We start from the raw sequence: 19,770 nt of genomic DNA on the forward strand, positions 1-19,770 counted from the left end.
TCGATCGAATAGGTTTGCGGCTCGATCAGACGCGATCGAGCGCGGAGGGATCAGTAGTAACCCGAAACATCGCCGACCTGCTCGGCCTTGTTGAGCACGATTCCGAGGAAATGCTTGTCGCCGAGAAGCTGATTCGCCTGTTCCAACTCCGATTTGCTGACCTTGCCGTCCTCGACGACCAACATTACGGCATCCACATAGGGCAGAAAGGCGATGACGTCGTCCCCGGCAAAGAGCGGCGGCATGTCGAACAGGATGAGACGGTCCTCGTAGCGCTCCTTGAGTTCCCGAACCAGTTGCACGACCTGAGGCGAGGACAGCATCTCGGACGAATGGGTGAATGAGTCGTTCCCGGGCAGAACGACCAGCCGATCGATGCCTGGATTGATGAGCAAATCGGCCAGATCGACGCCATGCGTCAGATGATCGCTGATCCCCTGCGTCGGCCCCTCGCTGAAATAGCGTCCGATCGAGGGACGCCGCAGATCCAGGTCGACGAGCAGCACCGTCTGATTGACCTCCCTGGCAAGACTGATCGCCAGATTGATCGAGGTGATCGTCTTGCCATCCCCAACCCCCGGACTGGTCACCGCCAATGTCTTCCAGCCGTTCGCGCGCATGCGTTGCAACACATGGGTTCGCAGCACCTTGTAGGCATCGGCGATCGGATCCACGCCATCGGCCAGGATGATGCGTCGCTCGCGCATGGCATCGGCGTCGACATCAAGGGTCGCGGTACGCGTGTAATCGACCTTGGCGTCACTGGCCGGCGGGCGGGGTTGCGTCCGATGGGCGAAGCGCGAGCCGCCGGCCTTCTGCCGTTCCTGTCGCCCAGCGGACCCGGCCAGCGCAGTCTGGCGTTCGGCCCGAGCCCGCTCCATCGCCTTCTTCAAACGTTCCATAGGACGGCACCCAAGGTGGTGGATTCGGACAGCATCAGAATATCGAGCCTGCGCATCAGGGTAAACCAGAGGACATCGAGCGGCATCACCAGGAGGTGGAAGAGCAATGCGCCGAACACCAGCGCGGCGAAACTGCTGCCGATCACATAGATGAGGTGCCGCTTCCTGCGTTCCCGATCCTGCTCCGTGTCGATCCGAGGAATCAGTGCCAGTACAGGGATCTTGGTCACCGACTGGATAGCACGGGGCCCATGCAGCCCCTTGTCGAGCCCCTCGCGCAAGGCGAGGTTTCCGATCCCACCGGCGATCGAGAGCACGAAGCCCAACACCATGATCGCCAGACGATTCGGCTTGAAGGGCTTCTCTGGAACCAGCGGCGGCTCGATCAGCGAGAAACGCTCGCCCTTACGATCCCGTTCGAGGGCCTGGGCCAGCTCGGCCTGCAGCGACTTCTCGCGCACCTCCTGATATTTGCGCGAGGCGTTCTCGTAGTCGCGGGTCAAGGCACGGTATTCCTGCTCGATCTTGGGCGCGGCCTTGATCCGTTCTTCGTACTGGGCGAGCTGCTGTTCAAGCTGAGCGTGCGCCTTGGTCAGCGAATCGATTTCGATCCGAGTCGAGTCCAACTTGGCAAGTAGCTGGACATAGGCCGGATTGTTGGACGCTGCCGCCAAGGTATCGCCGTTGCGGGCGGCCTTGCGAGACTTGGCCAATTGAGATTGGGTCGAGTCGATGCTGCGCCTGAGCGCAACGACATCCGGATGATCGTCCGAATACCGCTTGCGGAGCGAGGCGAGCTCCGTTTTCAGATCGGCCAGTCGCGCCTCGATTGGGGCAGCGCCCGAATCACCGGCCATCTGCTGCAACGATGCGATCTCGCGCTCCATCTGGATCCGATCCGGATGCTCGGGCGAGTATTTTTCCTTGATGCGAACGTACTGCGCCTGGAGCTGTTCCAGATAGCCTTCCAAACTGGCGCCACCGGACCCGGCAACGGTCGGGCTGAGCTGAGCCAGCTCGGACTCCAGATAGATGGCCTGTTGTTCGAGCGTGCGTTTGGATTGGGCGTTGTCGCGCAACCGTTCCTCGGTGCGCATCATGAGTTCGCGGTTGAGCGACATGAGTTCGGGGAGGTTGTCGCCGTTCTTCTCCTTGAAATCCGCTAGACGCGCTTCGAGCGTGCTGATCTGCTGCCCGAGCCGGTCGGCCTCGGCCTTGAGGAAGGACGTCGCCTCGTTCGCCGCCGCCGTGCGCCGCTCCAGATTCTCGCTCAGGAACAGCGAGACCAACTCGCTGGTGACCTTCTGAGCTACGGTCGGCGAGGCGTCCTCGAACGCGAGCGAAAAGGCGATGGTGGCCTCTTGAGGGCGGCCGCTACGCGGGTCCATAACGTCGGCGCTGATCATGTCGAGCTTGACGCGTTCACGCATCTCGTCGACCGCCATGTTGATGCTCTCTTTGGCACGGATCTCTGGATAGAGGTTGTAGCGCTCGATCAGCTTACTGAGATTGGCCGTGGTCATCACACGCTGGCTGATGACCTGGATACGCTGATCGGCATAGCCGGTCACGGTGGTGCGCACCAGATCGTCGGGGATCTCCTGACGCTCGATCAGGATCGTCGCGCTCGAACGATAGGTCGCCGGAATCAGCAACGCCGCCAACACCGCGATCACCGACAACAGCAGCATCGGCACGATCAGCTGCCATTTGCGTCGCCGCAGAATCGCGAGATAGTCTTCGAGCGTTAATAACTGTTCGTCCACTCAAGCCCCCTGGATAGCGCACAGACGCGTCAGCGATTCGACACACAACCCAAGACTATGGAATCGAACCTTTGGCGGACCAACCCGGATAGCCTGAGCCGCCAGTTGAAACCTCGGTCAGCGACCTGCGCCCGCCGGCATCACACTCAGGTCCGGGAGCCCATTCTAGCAGGCATCACCTCAAGCCGAAGATCGCGCGCGGATCGCAACATGAGCGATGGAATACACGCAGTTGACAAATCGACAAGTAAATAAGAAACTTATTATGTACTGAAGCTTCGCGGCTCCAGTGCACTCCTCCATCCTCCTTTGGTGGTAATTTTGAGAGCGCGACGATTGTCGCGCTTCTTTTTTTCCACACCCAGCACCAAATCGAACCGATCTCTCGCCTCACGACCCCTGGAGCACCAGGGCGTTGCGGATGGCCACGCTGCGTCTCTCGCCCTCCATCGAGCAATCGAGCCGACGCTCGGCGATTAGGGCGTCGATCGCACGCTCGGCAGCGAGCCAATCGGACTCGGCACCCTCGGAAGAGAAGCCTCTGCGCTCGGCGAGATAATAGGCCGCGATCTCGATCATTTCGTGTCGTTGCTCGGACGTCGGCGATTCGCTCGGATCCAGGTTCATATCTTGGTAACCCCAATTGATCATCATCGGGTGAGAGCGATGAAATGGGTCAGGATTATGCCACGCGCCAGGATGCCGCTTGGAACCGTCCGCTCGGCCCAAACGATCCAGGTCGAGCCGCGCCGCTTGGCGGGTTAACATGGATGCCATCGCACATCGCCATTCGACCCTCGTTCCACGTCTTTCCCAGTTTTCAAAAGGAGCCATTCATGTCTGCACGGGCGCCGTCCTTCCTTCGAAGGGCCTTCATTGCCTTCCGCTGTTTTCGACGCGTGTTCAAGGATCCCAGCTTTGCGCAATCGGTCGCGGCGCTGGCGGCCGGAGATCAGCCGCATCCCGCGTCGCGCCCGGCCGCGCCGGCAGCCACCCCGCCCTCCGCATCGGCCCCCGACTCGGCGCTGCTGCTGCTCGGACTCCTCCAAAAGGAAGGACGCCTGGTCGATTTCCTACATGAGGACATCAAGGGCTATTCCGATCAGGAGGTCGGCGCAGCCGCTCGGGTCATTCATCAGGGCTGCCAGCGCGTGCTGCAGGAATGCCTCGTGATCGCACCCGTGCGCGACGAACCAGAGGGTAGCCGCGTCACCCTGGCAGCCGGCTTCGACGCCGCCGCCATCCGACCGACCGGCAACGTCGTCGGCACCCCACCCTTCAGCGGCGCGCTCGTCCACAGGGGCTGGCGCGTGGTCGAGACCCGACTGCCGCAAATCACCAGCGGCCACGATCTGAGCATCCTCGCTGCGGCGGAGGTCGAACTGTGAGCCAACCACGCTTCGCCATCGGCATCGACTTAGGCACCACGCATTGCGCACTCTCCTTCGTGGATTCGCACACGAGCGAGGGCGAAAACATCGTCCAAGCGATGCTGTCGATCCCTCAGCTCGTCTCCGCCGGGGCGGTCGAGTCGCGCCCCTTGCTGCCCTCGTTCCTCTATCTACCGCATCAGGACGAATTCAAGCAGTCGGACCTCGGCCTGCCCTGGCAGGACGATCCGACACGGATCTGCGGAGAACTGGCGCGCAGCCAAGGATCGACCACCCCGATCCGACTGGTTTCCAGCGCCAAGAGCTGGCTCTGTCATCCCGATGTCGACCGCAAGGCCCCCATCCTTCCGGCCGGGGCCCCGGACGAGATCGCACGCGTCTCGCCCTTCGAGGCCAGCGTCCAATATCTGGCCCATCTGCGTAACGCCTGGAACGGACTGCATCCCCACGCACCGCTCGACCAGCAGGAAGTGACGGTCACGGTACCGGCGTCATTCGACCCAGCCGCACGCGAGCTGACCGCCGAGGCGGCCAAGGCCATCGGCATCGAGCACCTGGTTCTGCTGGAAGAGCCCCAGGCCGCGCTTTACAGCTGGGTCAACGACAGCCAAGGCGACTGGCGCAATCAGGTGCGTGTCGGCGACGTCATCCTGGTCGTCGACGTAGGCGGCGGCACCACAGACCTCTCACTGATCGCGGTCACCGAGAACGAGGGCGCGCTGGAGCTGACCCGCATCGCCGTCGGCGAGCACATCCTGCTCGGCGGCGACAACATGGACCTGGCACTGGCCTATCTGCTCAAGAACAAGCTCGCCCAGGCTGGCGTCGAGCTGGATCGCTGGCAGTTGCAGGCGCTCACCCACGGCTGCCGTCAGGCCAAGGAGGCCTTGCTGGCCGATCCGGATCTCGAGTGCATGCCCGTGGTGGTGCCGAGCCGAGGCTCGCGCCTGATCGGCGGCAGCATCCGCACCGAGCTCACCCGCGACGAGGTGCACAAGAGCCTGATCGAGGGCTTCTTCCCCGAGGTGGACTCGGCCAGCCGCCCAGCCAACCGCTCGCGCGGCGCACTGACCAAGGTCGGCCTCCCCTACGCCCAAGACCCGGCCGTCACCCGGCACCTCGCCGCCTTCCTGGGACGCCAGGCCGGCGCGGCCCACGACCTGCCGGGCTTTCTGGACCAGCCGGAGCACGCCGACTTCATCCGTCCCACGGCCGTGCTCTTCAATGGCGGCGTCTTCAAGTCCCCGGTACTGCGCCAGCGCGTGCTGGACATCCTCAATCAGTGGCTGGACGCTGAGGAGGCGCCCGCTGCGCGTCTGCTGGAATCCCGCGATCTCGATCTGGCCGTCGCACGCGGCGCAGCCTTCTACGCCCATGTCCGTCGGCACGGCGGCATCCGGATCCGGGGCGGCACCTCGCATACCTATTACGTCGGCGTCGAGAGCACCATGCCCGCCATTCCGGGTATGGACCCCGAACTCCAGGCGCTGTGCCTGGTCCCCTTCGGCCTGGAAGAAGGCTCCGACCCGGTCGCACCGCCGCAGGAATTCGGACTGGTGGTCGGCGAACCGGTCCGCTTCCGCTTCTTCGGCTCGACCGTGCGGCGCGACGATCAGGTCGGCGACCTGCTGGAGGAATGGGCGGAGGACGAGCTGGAGGAACTGGAAGAGATCCAGACCACTCTACCGGCCCAGAACCGCAAACGTGGCGAGGTGGTCGCCGTGCGCCTTCAGGCCGCCGTCACCGAGGTCGGCACACTGGAGCTCACGGCCATCCCGGTGGATGCGACCGACGAGCGCTGGAATGTCGCGCTGCACACCCGCAAGACCAATGGCAATCGATGAGCGTCATGCGACGGATGCGCAAGACTCGCGAAACGCGCCGACCTGCCGGCTACGCGTTGCAAAATGAACGGGAAACGGGTAGTTAGGATGCATTGATCGTGGCCATGGGGCCGACATTCGGCCCCATGGTTCACCCAAACGAGCGGCATGTAACGAATACTGCGCTGGCAGGAATAGAGCGAATGGCGAAGAAGCCGACTGGATCCAAACAGAGACAGAACACGCGGCCCGACGTAAGCGGCGAGGCCCTCAATCCACCCGAGACGCTCGGAACCGAACCGGTCGACGCGGCGCCGACCGCCTCGACGCTCTCCGAGGCATCAAAGGGTTCGAAATCATCGCCCGACGCGAACGCGCCCGCTCGCGCTCAAACCAAGATAGCCCCGCCCAAATCCTCGCGGACGACCGCGCCGAAACGCGCCAAGGCACCCAAGAAGCCCGAGGCGGCGACGCCGCCGACACCGACGCCATCCGAGCAGAAGAAGCCCGCACGGAACACCCTGCCGGACACGAAGGCCCTCGCGGCCCCCTCAGAGACGCCCCCACACACGGAAACGCCCCTGGTATCCGCAACCGAATCGGCCGCCCTAAAGATGCCCCCAGAACCGATCGCATTGATCGACCAAGGGCTGACGACGCCCGAATCGGTCATGCCGCTCCCCGAGTCGCCAACTGCGCCCAACCCAACCAATGAGCGATGGGAACAGCCCGTCCCAGCCGAGCTGCCGAACGCGACCGAACCCGAACCGCTTGCCGGGCCAGAACCTCAACCGGCACCGGAACCCGCACCACCCGCGCGCCCGAGCCTCTTCATCGTCCATATCACGCCGGAGCTGGCAGGCGTGGCGAAGGTGGGCGGTCTTGCCGACGTGGTGTTCGGGCTCTCGCGCGAACTGGCGATTCGCGGCAACCATGTCGAGATCATCCTGCCCAAATACGCATCCATGCGTTACGACCAGATCCATGATCTGCACGAGGTCTATAAGGATCTTTGGGTGCCCTGGTATGGCGCCGCCATCCACTGCACCGTCTATTTCGGGTTCGTCCACGGACGCAAGTGCTTCTTCATCGAGCCCCATTCGCAGGACAACTTCTTCAATCGTCCCAGCATCTACGGCTTCAAGGACGACATCCTACGTTATGCCTTCTTCTCGCGCGCCGCGATGGAGTTTCTCTGGAAGTCGGGCAAGCACCCGGACATCATCCACTGTCACGACTGGCAGACGTCACTGGTCCCCGTATTCCTCTACGAGTTCTACCAACCGATGGGCATGACGCACCCGCGCGTCTGTCTGACCATCCACAACTTCGCTCACCAGGGCGTCACCGGCCTGGAGGTGCTGACCGCCACCGGACTGCACCGCCCCGAGCATTTCCTCGACCAGACGCGCATGGGCGACAAGCGCTACCGCCAGGCACTGAATCTGCTCAAGGGCGGCATCGTCTATTCGAACTTCGTCACCACCGTCTCGCCCCGCTATGCCTACGAGACCAAGGATCAGGGCCAGGGATTCGGGCTGGAGCCCACCCTGCACACCCATCACATCAAGTACGGCGGCGTGATCAACGGCATCGACTACGACGTCTGGAACCCCGAGATCGACCGCCACATCCCAGTCCAGTACGGGCTCGACTCCATCGAGCGCAAATACGACAACAAGCGCGCGCTGCGTCACCGTCTGATGCTGGCCGAAAACGAGAAGGCGATCGTCGCCTTCATCGGCAGACTCGACCCGCAGAAGGGACTGGACCTGGTCCGTCACGCCATCTTCCATACCCTGGAACGCGGCGCCCAGTTCGTGCTGTTGGGATCGAGCCCCGACGAACGTATCAACGCCGACTTCTGGGGCCTCAAACAGATGCTGAACGACAGCCCGGACTGTCATCTGGAGATCGGATTCGACGAGGATCTGTCGCACCTCATCTACGCAGGTGCCGACATGATGCTGGTGCCGAGTCGCTTCGAGCCCTGCGGACTGACCCAGCTTATCGCCCTACGCTACGGCACCATCCCCGTAGTGCGCGCCGTCGGCGGACTGGCGGATACCGTCTTCGACAAGGATTATTCGCCGCGCCCGCTGCACGAACGCAACGGCTACGTCTTCAAGGACTACGACAACCCCGGTCTGGAATCGGCACTGGGCCGCGCCATCGCCTGCTACAACGACTTCCCCACCCACTTCCGCGAACTCATGGTGAACGCCATGCGATCCGACTATTCGTGGAACATCCCAGGCCAGGATTATCTGAACATCTACGACTATATCCGCGACGCCTGAGCGCCTCGCGCCCAGCACTCGACACTGACACAGAATCACCAGGGCGCCCCATTTGCCAATGAAGCTATACAACCTCTTCCCGCGTCTCGCCGGACCTCTCGGGGACTGGGATCCGCACCTGAGCCGTGCCGCCGCCATGGGGTTCGACTGGATCTTCGTCAACCCGATCCAGCGCACCGGCCGTTCCGGCAGCCTCTATTCGATCGCCGACTATTTCGCGATCGATCCCGACTTTCTCGATCCGACATCCGCAAGATCGCCGGACGGCCAGGTGCGGGACATGATTGCAAAGGCCGAATGCCTGGGTCTCTCGGTCATGATCGATCTGGTCATCAATCACTGCGCGATCGATTCGCCCCTGGTGAAACGGCACGCCGATTGGTTCGTGCGCGACGGAAAGAAGGTCGCCAACCCATTCTGCGTCGAGGAAGACGGCACCCGCGTCGTCTGGCGCGATCTGGCTCAGTTCGATCACGCAGACTCGCGCAACCGCGACGCGCTCCTCGACTATTGCGTCGAACTGGTCGAGCATCTGATCGATCTCGGATTCACGGGCTTTCGCTGCGACGCGGCCTATCAGCTCCCCACATCCACCTGGGAGACGCTGATCGCGCGGATCCGACGCAAACACCCGCGAACCGTCTTCGTCGCCGAAACGCTGGGCTGCTCGCCCGAGCAGACGCGCAGCACCGCAGGGGCCGGATTCGACGCCATCTTCAACAGTTCCAAATGGTGGGATTTCTCCGACGACTGGCTGCTCGATCAATATGCGGCAACCCGCGATCAGGTTCCCTCGATCAGCTTTCCGGAGAGCCACGATACCGAGCGACTGTTCAGCGAGTCGGGCGACAATCCGCACGCCATGCGGCAACGCTATTTCTTCGCCGCGCTCTTCGCGACCGGCGTCATGATCCCCATGGGGTTCGAATACGGATTTCGCGGCCGGCTCGACGTGGTCAACACCCGGCCGAACCACTGGGAGTCTCCGAACCTCGACCTGACCCCATTCATCACCCAGATCAACCGCATCAAGGACAGCCATCCGGTCTTGAGCAGCGAGGGTCCGATCACGGCGATCGAGACGTCCAATCCGGCGGTGCTGCTGCTGCACAAGCGTCTTGCCGACGGCGACGAAGAGGCGCTCCTGGCGCTGAACAAGGACCCCTGGAACCGTCAGTCTCTGCGGGTCGAGAATCTCTACGACCACCTTATGCGGCCGCGCGCCCTGAAGGATCTATCACCGGAATGGACGATGGACTTTCTCCCGACGCCGTTCGAGTTCGACCTGGCTCCGGGGATGGGACGCATCCTGGTCACCACGGAGGACTGACCCATCGCGCCCCCAAGGGCCGACGCCGGACTATAGTCAGATCATCCGTTGTCGTTCAGAGGGAGCGCCATGCCCCGATGCAAAGCCCCGCTCGCCGTCATCCTCCTACCGCTGATCCTCGCCGCCTGCGCCGGCGCTCCCGAGCGCCGCGCCCCGGAGAGACAGCCTCCCGAAGCCGCCGTCCAGCAGACTGAGCAACCCGCTCAAGACCGCCAGCCGTCCAGCCCAACGGACACCACGAGCGAGCCGGCGGCGGATCCCTCCACCGTCAAAAAACGCGCCTTGGTGATCTCGCTCGCGGATCAAACCTTTAAATACTCGGAGGACGGCGAAACCGTCCGTACCGGCCCCATCTCCTCCGGTGCGGCCGGATCTCCGACCCCCACCGGACAGTTCGCAGTGCTGAGCAAGGACGAGGACAAGGTCTCCTCGCGCTATACCAACCAGCTCGGCATGCAGGCCTGGATGCCTTACGCCATCCAGTTCCACGGCAACTACTTTCTGCACGAAGGTTGGCTACCGGGCTATCCGGACTCTCATGGATGCGTGCGGGTCGGAGAGCCGGACGCCCGATTCTTCTTCGAGCGATTGCAGATCGGGGATCCGGTTACCGTAACCCGATGATGGCCGGACGGCGATCAGGGCCGAAACGCAGCCCGGAAGGCATCGACGAAACGGTCGTAGTCCGATTCGGGAAGCCGGTTGATTCCAGCTGCGGCTTTGCGTCCCCCACCCGTCGCGAACTGACGACAGAGGTCGTCGGCACCGGTCGGTCGCGTAATCGGCGCCCGAACGCTCACCAGGAAGGAGGCATCGGCGAGCCGTGTCAGGATGGCGTGCGCGCGCCCCGGGTCCTGTTGGGCCAGATCGTTGGCGAAGACTCCGCTGGCACGCCGAGCCCAGGGCTCGCCCGGCAGGATGAAGAGACGATGTGCGTCGTCTTCGAAATCCGCTCGTAGCGAGCCGACCTGCGCCATGTCGCTCTGATAGCCGTCGAGCAACGCACGAAAGGCGTCATCCTCGGCGACGAAATCGAGCGGGTCGGCATAGGGCTGCAGACGACGAAAGAGATCGTCGGGCGCGTAGTGCAGATCCTCGACCCTGGCCCCATAGCCGTTGTAGTTGAGCAGGATACCCAGCTGACGGAGCCGTTCGACCGCCTCCGCCTCCAGCGCCAGTGGCTCGACCGCGCGCCGGGCGGCACGCTCGAAGTTGTCACCGAAGGTTCCTACCACCGCCCAGGCGCGGTGACGGCCGGCGAGATAGTCGTCCACCAACAGACTCGTTCCCTTGTCCGGAAGCGTCTCGATATGCGTGGATAGCGCGGAATGGGACGGGATCTCGCCGGGGAAGTGATGGTCGAAGTAGGTCACCGAAACCCCTTCGGCCAGCAATCGATCCAAGGCGGTCCGATTCTTTTCCATCGAAACATCGAGCACGGTCACACTGCCGGCGGCGCCGGAGGGCACGCGTGCGAGCAGGTCGATCTCGCGCTTCGGGCCGGTCACGAGCATGCTGTCGCGGGGCTCGGCCAAACGCAGCTGCTGCAGGGCGCAGAGGCCGTCTGCATCCCCATTGAAAACGTCGAAATGTTGCATGGTGGGTGTCGAATGTATCGATGGATTGAAATCGCAGCGGATCATTATCGCCCAAGGTGCCGATCGGCACGAAGAACCGCTTGCGCAAGCGCAACCCGATCGACCTGACGGACGCGATCAACGCCCCATTGCCGGGGCATGCCGCTGTCGTTAGACTTATGGGTTGACTTATACTGAAGCAGATGGTTTCCACACGACCCGTATTTCTCTACGGGGGATCCCTTCGCCTCCCTATATCCACCCCTCACCAATCACGCCTTTAGCAGGAGCCACCATGGCTATCGAGTGCACGCTGTCCATCATCAAACCCAACGCCGTCGCCAAGAACGCGATCGGCGCCATCCTCGGCCGTTTCGAGTCGGCCGGACTGCGCATCGTCGCCGCGCGCATGATGCACATGAGCCGTGAGCAAGCGTCGGCTTTCTACGCCATCCATCAGGGCAAGCCCTTCTTCGACGAACTGGTCGATTTCATGATCTCCGGTCCGGTCATGGTCCAGGTGCTGGAAGGCGAGAACGCCGTGGCCAAAAATCGTGAGATCATGGGCGCGACCAACCCGGCCGACGCAGCCCCCGGCACCATCCGCGCCGACTTCGCCGACTCCTTCACCGAGAACGCGGCACACGGCTCCGACTCTGCCGAGAACGCAGCCACCGAGATCGCCTTCTTCTTCCCCGAAGGGCTCTGCCCCCGCACCCGCTGATCGAGGAACACCATGATCGCCAACGAAACCAGGCCGAATCTGCTGGACCTCGACCTCGCCGACTGCGAGGCGCTGGTCGTCGACCTCGGTTTCAAGGCCTTTCATGGGCGCAACCTCTTCAAGTGGATCCATAAGCATGGTGTCACCGACTATGACGCCATGACCGATGTGCCCAAGCGGTTGCGCGAGGCATTGCGCGGCGCGGTAGAAATCTATCTGCCGCGCATCATTGCCGATCATCCGTCCGAGGACGGAACCACCAAATGGGTCATGGAGCTCGCCGACGGCCAGCGTATCGAGACCGTCTTCATCCCCGAGGGCAAGCGCAGCACCATCTGCGTCTCCTCTCAAGTCGGTTGCGCGCTGGACTGCGCCTTCTGCGCCACCGCCAGCCAAGGCTTCAACCGCAACCTCACCGTCGCCGAGATCATCGGTCAGGTCTGGCATGCGGCCCGCCAACTCGGCTCGGCGCCGACCAACGTGGTGATGATGGGCATGGGCGAACCGCTCGCCAATTTCGAGGCGGCGGTCAAGGCCATGGACATCATGCAGGACGACCTGGCCTACATGCTGGCCAAGCAGCGCGTTACCCTCAGCACCTCGGGCATCGTCCCCAACATCTACCGGCTGCGCGAGGTCAGCGACGTCTCGCTCGCCGTCTCTCTGCACGCGCCGAACGACGAGCTGCGCGACCGTCTCGTACCGATCAACCGCAAATATCCGCTGGCGGAGCTCATCCCGGCCTGCAAGGCCTATATCGCCAACGACAAACGCCGCAAGGTGACCTGGGAATACGTCATGCTGGACGGCGTCAACGACAGCATCGCCCACGCCAAGCAGCTGATCCGGCTGCTCGAAGGCGTCCCCTCGAAGCTCAACCTGATTCCGTTCAACCCCTTCCCCGGAAACGACTTCGGAACCTCGCCGCCGGAGCGCATCGAGGCGTTCCGCGTGCGCCTGACCCGCGCCGGGATCTTCGCCATGACGCGCAAGACGCGCGGCGACGAGATCTCAGCCGCCTGCGGTCAGCTCGTCGGACGCGTCGAGGATCGCACGCGCCGGCTCGGACGCATCCAGGTCGAAGACGGCCGCATGGAGGCTCTGCGATGATCGCGCTGGATGCGAGGTCCAGATTGATTCAAAGACCGCTGATCGTGATCGGCCTCTGTTGGTTGCTTGGCGCCTGCTCGGGCCTGGGCACGCAGCAGCACGACGACGAACTCGGACTGGATCCCCAGGACAGCCCAGCCGAACTCTATGTGCGAATGGCCGAGGAATATTATGCGCGCGGCCAGATCGAGGTCGCCTTCCGCCGCGCCCAGCAGGCGATCGACGCGGACCGGCGCTACGCGCGCGCCCAGGTGTGGATCGCCTTCCTCTACGAGGAAATCGGCAAGGAAGACCTCGCCATGGATCATTACGAGAAGGCCGTCGATCTCGCCCCCAAAAACTCGGATATCCTGAGCGCCTACGCCGCCTTCCAGTGCCGGCAGAAACGCTATGCCGAGGCCGACACCTATTTCAACAAGGCGCTTGAGAACCCGCTTTACACCACGCCCTGGATGGCCATGACCAACGCCGGCAATTGCGCCACCGCGTCCGGGGACAACGCGAAGGCGGAAGGCTACTATCGAGACGCCATCCGGGCCAATCCGAACTTCGGACCGGCATTGGTCAAAATGGCCGAAGCCGCCTTCAAGCGGGGCGACGCCAAGGCGGCCAAGGGCTATCTCGACCGCTATTTCGATAAGGGAACCATACGCACCCCCGGCACCTCCTACACGGCCCTCACCGTCGGGATTCAGGTTGAACGCCGCCTAGGGAACAACACGCGCGCCAGATACTACGAAAAGGCGCTCAAACAGAATTTCCCTGTCGCCCCCAAAACCAAAGAGATTTAGGAACACCAGTTGTCATGAATCCGTCGCAAGACCTCCAATCGGGCAACCAGAATCCGGCAGAACTCTCCCAGGGCCCCGGCCGCAGGCTGCGTGAACTGCGGGAATCGCGCGGCATCGAGATCGAACGCGTCATCGCCCAACTGCACCTTCAACGCGGCGTCGTCGAGGCGTTGGAGCAGGACCGTTACGAAAACCTGCCGCCCCCGGTCTTCATCGCCGGCTACCTCAAAAATTACGCTCGTCTGCTCGGCGCGGACCCGGATCCCATCGTGGCCGCCTACCGGGCCAGTCTCCCGGACTACGCGCAGCACACCAGCCCAGCCATCGTCTCTCACAAGCCACGCCGCTCCGGCGGACCTTGGGCATGGATCGTCATCCTGGCCCTGATCGGCGGAGGCGCGGCCGGCGCCGCCTTCTGGTGGCAAGGCCAACAGAAGACGGCAGTCGAATCCACAGCGGACGGTCTAGCCGACACCGAGAACACCGACGCCACGCCCACTTCTGGCAACGTAGAGACCGCCGAACAGCCCGAAGAGGAGGCGCCGCAAGACTCCGATACCCAGGTCCCGCCAGACACGATACCGCTGCGGACACTGGAGCCGACGCCCGCCTCGACAGCGGCGGCAGAGGAACCCCCAACCGCCGCCCAATCGACGACGCAGGCCGAAGCCGACACCGAGGCGCCCGCCCCCGCCACCCAAGCGGAAGAGGCTCCGCCCGAAAAGACGGGTCCTCCAGAGGTCGTGCTCGAATTCACGGGCACCACCTGGATCGACGTACGCGACGCCAAGGGCAAGGTCGTGCTGAACGGCGAGATGGGCGAAGGCGAACGACGCGTCCTCACCGGAGAGCCGCCCTACAAGCTCGTGATCGGCAACGCGGCCGCGACCCGAATGACGATCGGCGACAAGCCATTCGACATCGAGTCGCGCGCGCGCGGAAATGTCGCCCGCTTCTCGCTGGATCCGACCACGCCCTAATGATCAGCCCCGGATCCTCGCATCCCAATAGATTCTCGACATATCCAGCATGAGCAAAAACATCCAAGCGATCCGCGGGATGCACGACATTCTGCCGGAGCGCATCGCGCTCTGGCATCGACTCGAAGACACCGCGCGCCAAGTCCTCTCCGCCTACGGCTATGCGGAAATCCGCACCCCGCTGGTCGAGGTCACCGATCTCTTCAAGCGCTCGATCGGCGAGGTCACCGACATCGTCGAAAAGGAGATGTACAGCTTCGAGGACCGCAACGGCGACAGCCTGAGCCTGCGCCCGGAAGGCACGGCGAGCTGCGTGCGCGCGGCCATCGAGCACGGTCTGCTGGTGCAGCCGCAGCGTCTCTGGTATCGCGGTCCCATGTTCCGCTACGAACGCCCACAGCGCGGACGCTACCGACAATTCCACCAGATCGGCGTCGAGGCGTTCGGTCTCGCCGGACCGGACATCGACCTGGAGCTGCTGCTGCTCACCGCGCGCCTCTGGCGCCTGCTCGGGTTCGACAGCTTCAGACTCGAAATCAACACCTTGGGCGATAACGCCGAGCGACTCGTCTACCGCGAGCAGCTCATCGCCTATCTGAGCGCCCACGCCGACCAACTCGACGCGGACAGCCTCAAGCGTCTGCATACCAATCCGCTGCGCGTTCTGGACTCCAAGAACCCGCAAACCCAGCAGATCGTCGCCGACGCACCGACCCTGATGGAGTATCTGGGCGAGGAAACGCGCAGCCACTTCGAGCACATCCGCCAGGGACTGGACGAGGCCGACGTCGCCTACCGCGTCAACCCGCGCCTGGTGCGCGGTCTCGACTATTACAACCGAACCGTCTTCGAGTGGATCACCGAAGACCTGGGCGCCCAGGGCACCGTCTGCGCCGGCGGCCGTTACGACGGTTTGGTCGAGCAGCTCGGCGGGCGCCCCACCCCGGCCTTCGGCTTCGCGATGGGGGTCGAGCGCCTGGTCGAGCTCATGAGTCTCGCCGGTCACAGCACCGAGGCATCGGTCGATGCCTATCTGGTCGCGGTCGGCGATGCGGCCCAGAGCGCGGCGCCATTGCTCGCCGAACGTCTGCGCGACGCCGTCCCGCAACTGCGCCTGTTGACGCACTGCGGCGGCGGCAGCTTCAAGAGCCAGTTCAAGAAGGCCGACAAGAGCGGCGCACGATTCGCGCTCGTACTGGGCGAGGATGAGCTGGCGCGCAACACCCTCGGCGTCAAGCCGCTACGCGACGACAGCGAGCAGTGCGAGCTCGGATTCGAGGCGCTCGCGGCCTTTCTCTCCGAGCAGCTCACGCAGCGCGACTGACACCGAACCCCCGGTCGAGCCGCCAGCCTTGGCGGCTCGACCCTGAATCCAATAGTGCGCACCGATCGTTCGGCCGTTTCGGCCGGCGCGCATCCGAATCGACCACCGGCACCCTCCAGTGCCGATTTCGCCCGACGGAGAAGTCTGTGTCTTACGAAACCGATGATGAAAAGGTCGAAGCCATCAAGACATGGTGGAAGGACAATGGTCTGTCCGTGATCGCTGGTGCCGTGATCGGCATCGGCGTGATCTACGGCTGGCGCTACTGGGTCGGCTACCAAGCGGACCAAGCGGCCATGGCCTCCAACGCCTTCGAGGTGCTCCTGAACGAAACCAGGGTCGGCACCGCCGAGACGGTCGCCGCGCAGACGCAAACGCTGCACGACGACTATGGCTCCACGCCCTATGCCGCACTGGGGTCACTGGTCTCCGCCAAAACCCTGTACGAGGATGGCAAGACCAACGAAGCGATCGCCGCACTCGAAACCGTGATCGCCGACGCCCCGGACCCGGCCATCGCCCGCATCGCCGCGCTGCGTCTCGCGCGCATCCAGGTGGCCGAGAACACACTCGACGCGGCCGAGAAGCTCATCGCCAAATACGATGACAGCCCCGCCTTCGCCGGAGACTTCGCGGCCGTGCGTGGCGATCTGGCGTTGGCGCGTGGCGACACTGCGAAGGCCCGCGCCGCCTATGAGGAGGCGATCGACAAGGGCACCGGGCTGTCCCAGCTCGTGCGTCTCAAGCTCGACAACCTCCCTTCGGCCAGCTAATCACATTAGGGGCACAGTCCATGGGATTCCAACTCAGATCGCTGACTTCGCTGCTCGGCATCCTCCTGACAACAGGCATGCTGAGCGGCTGTGGCGTCATTCCCTGGTTGGGTCAGGAGAAGGATCCGACGCCCCCGACCAAGCTGACCAAAATCGTCCAAGAGGTCGCCATCGACCGCCTCTGGTCGGAACGACCGACCCACGGCAGCGATGGCCGGCGCCTCTATCTGGTTCCGGCACTCGCAGGCGGACGTCTCTATCTCGCCGACTCGCGTGGACGGGTGGTCGCACTCGCCGCCGACAGCGGACGCGAACTCTGGAAGATCGAGACCCGCCTGAATTTCAGCGGCGGACCCGACGTCTCCGGCGACACCTTGATCCTGGGCACCAGCCAGGGCGAGTTGGTCGCGCTCGCCACCGCCGACGGCAAAGAGCACTGGCGCGCGACGCTCGCGAGCGAGGTGCTGTCCGAGCCGCGCTTCGTCGGCGACGGTCGAATCGTCGTGCACACGCTCGACGACAGCATCTTCGGCATCGATGCCGCCACCGGCAAGGAACTCTGGCGGACCAGCTATCCGGCACCGGTGCTGACCCTGCGCGGAAGCAGCACCCCAGTGGTCACGCCCACCGGTATCAGCGTCGGCCTCTCGGGCGGTAAGCTGATCATGCTCGATCCCAAGGATGGCGCCCCCTTGTGGGAGGTCGTCGTCACCCGGCCGAGCGGCCGCTCCGAGCTCGCGCGCATCGCGGATATCGACGCGGACCCGATCCTGGTCGGCGGAACGCTCTACGTCGGCTCCTACCATGGCGACCTGGCCGCCGTCGACACGGCAACCGGCGATGTCCTCTGGCGTCGCGACCTGTCCGCCCATGCCGGACTGGCCGCAGACCAAACGGGGCTTTTCGTGACGGATTCCGAGGATCAGGTCTGGGGCGCCAACCTGGCGGACGGCAGCGGCCGCTGGAAGCAGGATCAACTGCTCCATCGCAGGCTCACCGCACCGACACTCGTCGGCAATCTGGTCGCGGTCGGCGACCTGGACGGTTATCTGCATCTTCTGGATAAGGGCGATGGGCGGATCCTGGGACGCACCCGGATCGCCAAGGCAGGCATCACCGCCCGTCCGCTCTATGCCGACGGCCGCCTCTACGTCTATGCGGAGGATGGCACCATCGCCGCGCTTCGCATCGGCCAAACCATGAATTCGGCCACACGGCCAACCACCCCAGCGGCCACCTCGCGACCCACAGCTGCCTCCCCGGCCGATGCGGCGAGCGCAGCCAAGGCATCGAGTCAGGCGCCATAAATCACATGTTACCCGTCATCACCCTCATCGGCCGCCCCAACGTCGGCAAGTCGACCCTGTTCAACCGGCTGACCCGCACCCGGGACGCCCTCGTAGCCGACTTCCCCGGCCTGACCCGCGATCGTCAGTACGGCATCGGCCGCGTCGGCCCCGGACCCTACATCATCGTGGACACCGGCGGTATCGGCACCGCTGCCGAGGGCGTCGAGGCGCTGATGGAGCGCCAGGTCCAGCGCGCCATCGAGGAGGCAGACCACCTGTTCTTCCTGGTCGACGCGAAGGACGGGGCCACACCGGAAGACATCGAGATCGTCCAGCGGCTCCGCCGCCTCGGCAAACCCATCACACTGGTGGTCAACAAAAGCGACACCACGGACCCCAACCTGGCCGTCGCAGACTTCCACCAGTTGGGACTCGGCGACCCCTGGGCCGTCTCGGCCACCCAGGGCCTCGGCGTAAACAAGCTGATCGACCACGTCTTCGCTCAGTTACCGATCGACACGGACGAGACGGACGAGACCGCCGAGGACGATCAGGGCATCCGAGTCGCCCTGGTCGGACGCCCCAACGCGGGCAAATCGACCCTCATCAACCGTCTGCTCGGCGAAGAACGCCTGGTGACCTTCGACAGCCCCGGCACCACGCGCGACAGCATCTTCATCCCCTTCGAGCGACTGGGACGTCGCTATACCCTGATCGACACCGCCGGACTGCGACGCCGGGCGCGCGTCCAGGACGCCATCGAGAAGTTCAGCGTCATCAAGACGCTGCAGGCGATCGAGGAGTCGAACGTCGTCATCCTGGTGATCGATGCCCACGAGGGTGTCGGCGAACAGGACGCGACCCTCGCCGGTCACATCATCGAGAGCGGACGTGCGCTGGTCGTCGCCATCAACAAATGGGACGGACTCCAGCCCGACGAGCGCGAGCACGTCCGCGAACAGTTCTCGCGTAAGCTCGCCTTCCTCGACTTCGCCAAACTGCATCTGGTCTCGGCCTTGCACGGCAGCGGGGTCGGACTGTTGCTCGACGAGGTCGACAAGGCCTACGCCAATGCCACCCGCAACCTCTCCACACCGGAACTGACCCGTCTGCTCGAATCCGCAGTTCAGGAGCATCAGCCCCCATTGGTCAGAGGACGCCGCATCAAGCTGCGCTATGCCCACCAGGGCGGACGCAACCCGCCGATCATCGTGATCCACGGCAACCAGACCGAAGACGTCCCCGAGACCTATCGGCGCTACCTCATCAACCGCTTCCGCAAGGCACTCAACCTACTCGGCACGCCCTTGCGACTGGAGTTCAAAAGCGGCAGCAACCCCTTCCAGGGCAAGCGCAATCAACTGACCGAGCGTCAGATCAAACACCGCGATCGCCTGAAGAAATTCACCAACCGCAAGCGCTGAGACCAGCGGCCAGAGACATCCCGCCGACGCCGGTCATACGTTCGGATCCCGAGAGGGTCAGGCAAATGGCTGGCGGGAGTGTCGACAGCAAGGAAGCTGTGGACTCTGATGCCGAAGCTCCTGCTTCGGCCCCCGCGAACAACAGCTTCCCAATTTTCGTAGGTGCGAATTTATTCGCATCTCCGGTGTTCGAAGTGCGACTCAACAACCACCAGCTAAAGCTGGTGGGTTGAAGCTACGGACTGAAAGTCCGGATACGGGTCGAT

The 19,770-nt window shown here is 63.8% G+C and carries 17 protein-coding genes; 13 read left to right on the forward strand and 4 right to left on the reverse strand.

Annotated elements, in window-relative coordinates:
* Positions 1 to 50: 50 nt before the first annotated feature.
* The 3 genes from ACFSJC_RS15915 to ACFSJC_RS15925 form a co-directional block, all read right to left on the reverse strand.
* Positions 51 to 902: a CpsD/CapB family tyrosine-protein kinase gene (locus tag ACFSJC_RS15915; RefSeq protein WP_386028116.1), complete on the reverse strand. Its 852-nt coding sequence runs from the start codon at positions 900 to 902 to the stop codon at positions 51 to 53.
* On the reverse strand, positions 890 to 2,668 hold the full coding sequence (locus ACFSJC_RS15920; RefSeq protein ID WP_386028117.1) for a GumC family protein: 1,779 nt from the start codon (positions 2,666 to 2,668) through the stop codon (positions 890 to 892). The genes ACFSJC_RS15915 and ACFSJC_RS15920 overlap by 13 nt, the downstream gene beginning before the upstream one ends.
* 390 nt (positions 2,669 to 3,058) lie before the next feature.
* Positions 3,059 to 3,322, reverse strand: coding sequence for a DUF2934 domain-containing protein (locus tag ACFSJC_RS15925; protein WP_386028119.1), 264 nt, complete (start codon positions 3,320 to 3,322; stop codon positions 3,059 to 3,061).
* A 182-nt stretch (positions 3,323 to 3,504) separates the two neighbouring features.
* On the opposite strand from ACFSJC_RS15925, the gene ACFSJC_RS15930 reads away from it, so the two are divergent.
* The 5 genes from ACFSJC_RS15930 (at position 3,505) to ACFSJC_RS15950 (ending at position 10,136) form a co-directional block, all read left to right on the forward strand.
* Entirely contained in the window at positions 3,505 to 4,056 is a 552-nt protein-coding gene (locus ACFSJC_RS15930) for a DUF2760 domain-containing protein (protein WP_386028120.1), read from the forward strand.
* Positions 4,053 to 5,903: an Hsp70 family protein gene (locus tag ACFSJC_RS15935; protein WP_386028121.1), complete on the forward strand. Its 1,851-nt coding sequence runs from the start codon at positions 4,053 to 4,055 to the stop codon at positions 5,901 to 5,903. The genes ACFSJC_RS15930 and ACFSJC_RS15935 overlap by 4 nt, the downstream gene beginning before the upstream one ends.
* Before the next feature lie 182 nt (positions 5,904 to 6,085).
* A complete protein-coding gene (locus ACFSJC_RS15940) occupies positions 6,086 to 8,182 on the forward strand; it encodes a glycogen synthase (protein WP_386028122.1) in 2,097 nt (698 codons plus the stop codon).
* Between the two features lie 58 nt (positions 8,183 to 8,240).
* On the forward strand, positions 8,241 to 9,512 hold the full coding sequence (locus tag ACFSJC_RS15945; RefSeq protein WP_386028124.1) for an alpha-amylase family glycosyl hydrolase: 1,272 nt from the start codon (positions 8,241 to 8,243) through the stop codon (positions 9,510 to 9,512).
* Between the two features lie 69 nt (positions 9,513 to 9,581).
* Entirely contained in the window at positions 9,582 to 10,136 is a 555-nt protein-coding gene (locus tag ACFSJC_RS15950) for a L,D-transpeptidase family protein (RefSeq protein WP_386028126.1), read from the forward strand.
* Positions 10,137 to 10,150: 14 nt separating this feature from the next.
* On the opposite strand, the gene ACFSJC_RS15955 is transcribed toward ACFSJC_RS15950, so the two are convergent.
* On the reverse strand, positions 10,151 to 11,110 hold the full coding sequence (locus ACFSJC_RS15955; protein WP_386028127.1) for an acetyltransferase: 960 nt from the start codon (positions 11,108 to 11,110) through the stop codon (positions 10,151 to 10,153).
* 274 nt (positions 11,111 to 11,384) lie between these two features.
* On the opposite strand from ACFSJC_RS15955, the gene ndk reads away from it, so the two are divergent.
* From ndk to der, 8 genes are all read left to right on the forward strand, one after another.
* Complete coding sequence (gene ndk / locus ACFSJC_RS15960; RefSeq protein ID WP_386028129.1) at positions 11,385 to 11,813, forward strand: nucleoside-diphosphate kinase; 429 nt, start codon at positions 11,385 to 11,387, stop codon at positions 11,811 to 11,813.
* Between the two features lie 12 nt (positions 11,814 to 11,825).
* Entirely contained in the window at positions 11,826 to 12,923 is a 1,098-nt protein-coding gene (rlmN, locus tag ACFSJC_RS15965; RefSeq protein ID WP_386028131.1) for a dual-specificity RNA methyltransferase RlmN, read from the forward strand.
* The gene (gene pilW / locus ACFSJC_RS15970; RefSeq protein ID WP_386028132.1) at positions 12,920 to 13,714 is read left to right on the forward strand and encodes a type IV pilus biogenesis/stability protein PilW; all 795 of its coding nucleotides are present in this window, start codon (positions 12,920 to 12,922) and stop codon (positions 13,712 to 13,714) included. The genes rlmN and pilW overlap by 4 nt, the downstream gene beginning before the upstream one ends.
* A 14-nt stretch (positions 13,715 to 13,728) precedes the next feature.
* Complete coding sequence (locus ACFSJC_RS15975) at positions 13,729 to 14,694, forward strand: helix-turn-helix domain-containing protein (RefSeq protein ID WP_386028134.1); 966 nt, start codon at positions 13,729 to 13,731, stop codon at positions 14,692 to 14,694.
* Between the two features lie 49 nt (positions 14,695 to 14,743).
* Positions 14,744 to 16,018, forward strand: a complete 1,275-nt coding sequence (gene hisS, locus ACFSJC_RS15980; protein WP_386028135.1) for a histidine--tRNA ligase — start codon at positions 14,744 to 14,746, stop codon at positions 16,016 to 16,018.
* A gap of 146 nt (positions 16,019 to 16,164) precedes the next feature.
* Positions 16,165 to 16,791 (forward strand): YfgM family protein, encoded by a 627-nt coding sequence (locus tag ACFSJC_RS15985; RefSeq protein ID WP_386028136.1) that lies wholly within the window; start codon positions 16,165 to 16,167, stop codon positions 16,789 to 16,791.
* Between the two features lie 20 nt (positions 16,792 to 16,811).
* Positions 16,812 to 18,098 (forward strand): outer membrane protein assembly factor BamB, encoded by a 1,287-nt coding sequence (gene bamB / locus ACFSJC_RS15990; RefSeq protein ID WP_386028138.1) that lies wholly within the window; start codon positions 16,812 to 16,814, stop codon positions 18,096 to 18,098.
* 5 nt (positions 18,099 to 18,103) lie between these two features.
* The gene (der, locus tag ACFSJC_RS15995) at positions 18,104 to 19,504 is read left to right on the forward strand and encodes a ribosome biogenesis GTPase Der (RefSeq protein ID WP_386028140.1); all 1,401 of its coding nucleotides are present in this window, start codon (positions 18,104 to 18,106) and stop codon (positions 19,502 to 19,504) included.
* Positions 19,505 to 19,770: the final 266 nt, after the last annotated feature.

It is taken from the genome of Thiorhodococcus fuscus, from assembly GCF_042682685.1.
GTDB classification, from domain to species: Bacteria; Pseudomonadota; Gammaproteobacteria; order Chromatiales; family Chromatiaceae; genus Imhoffiella; species Imhoffiella fuscus.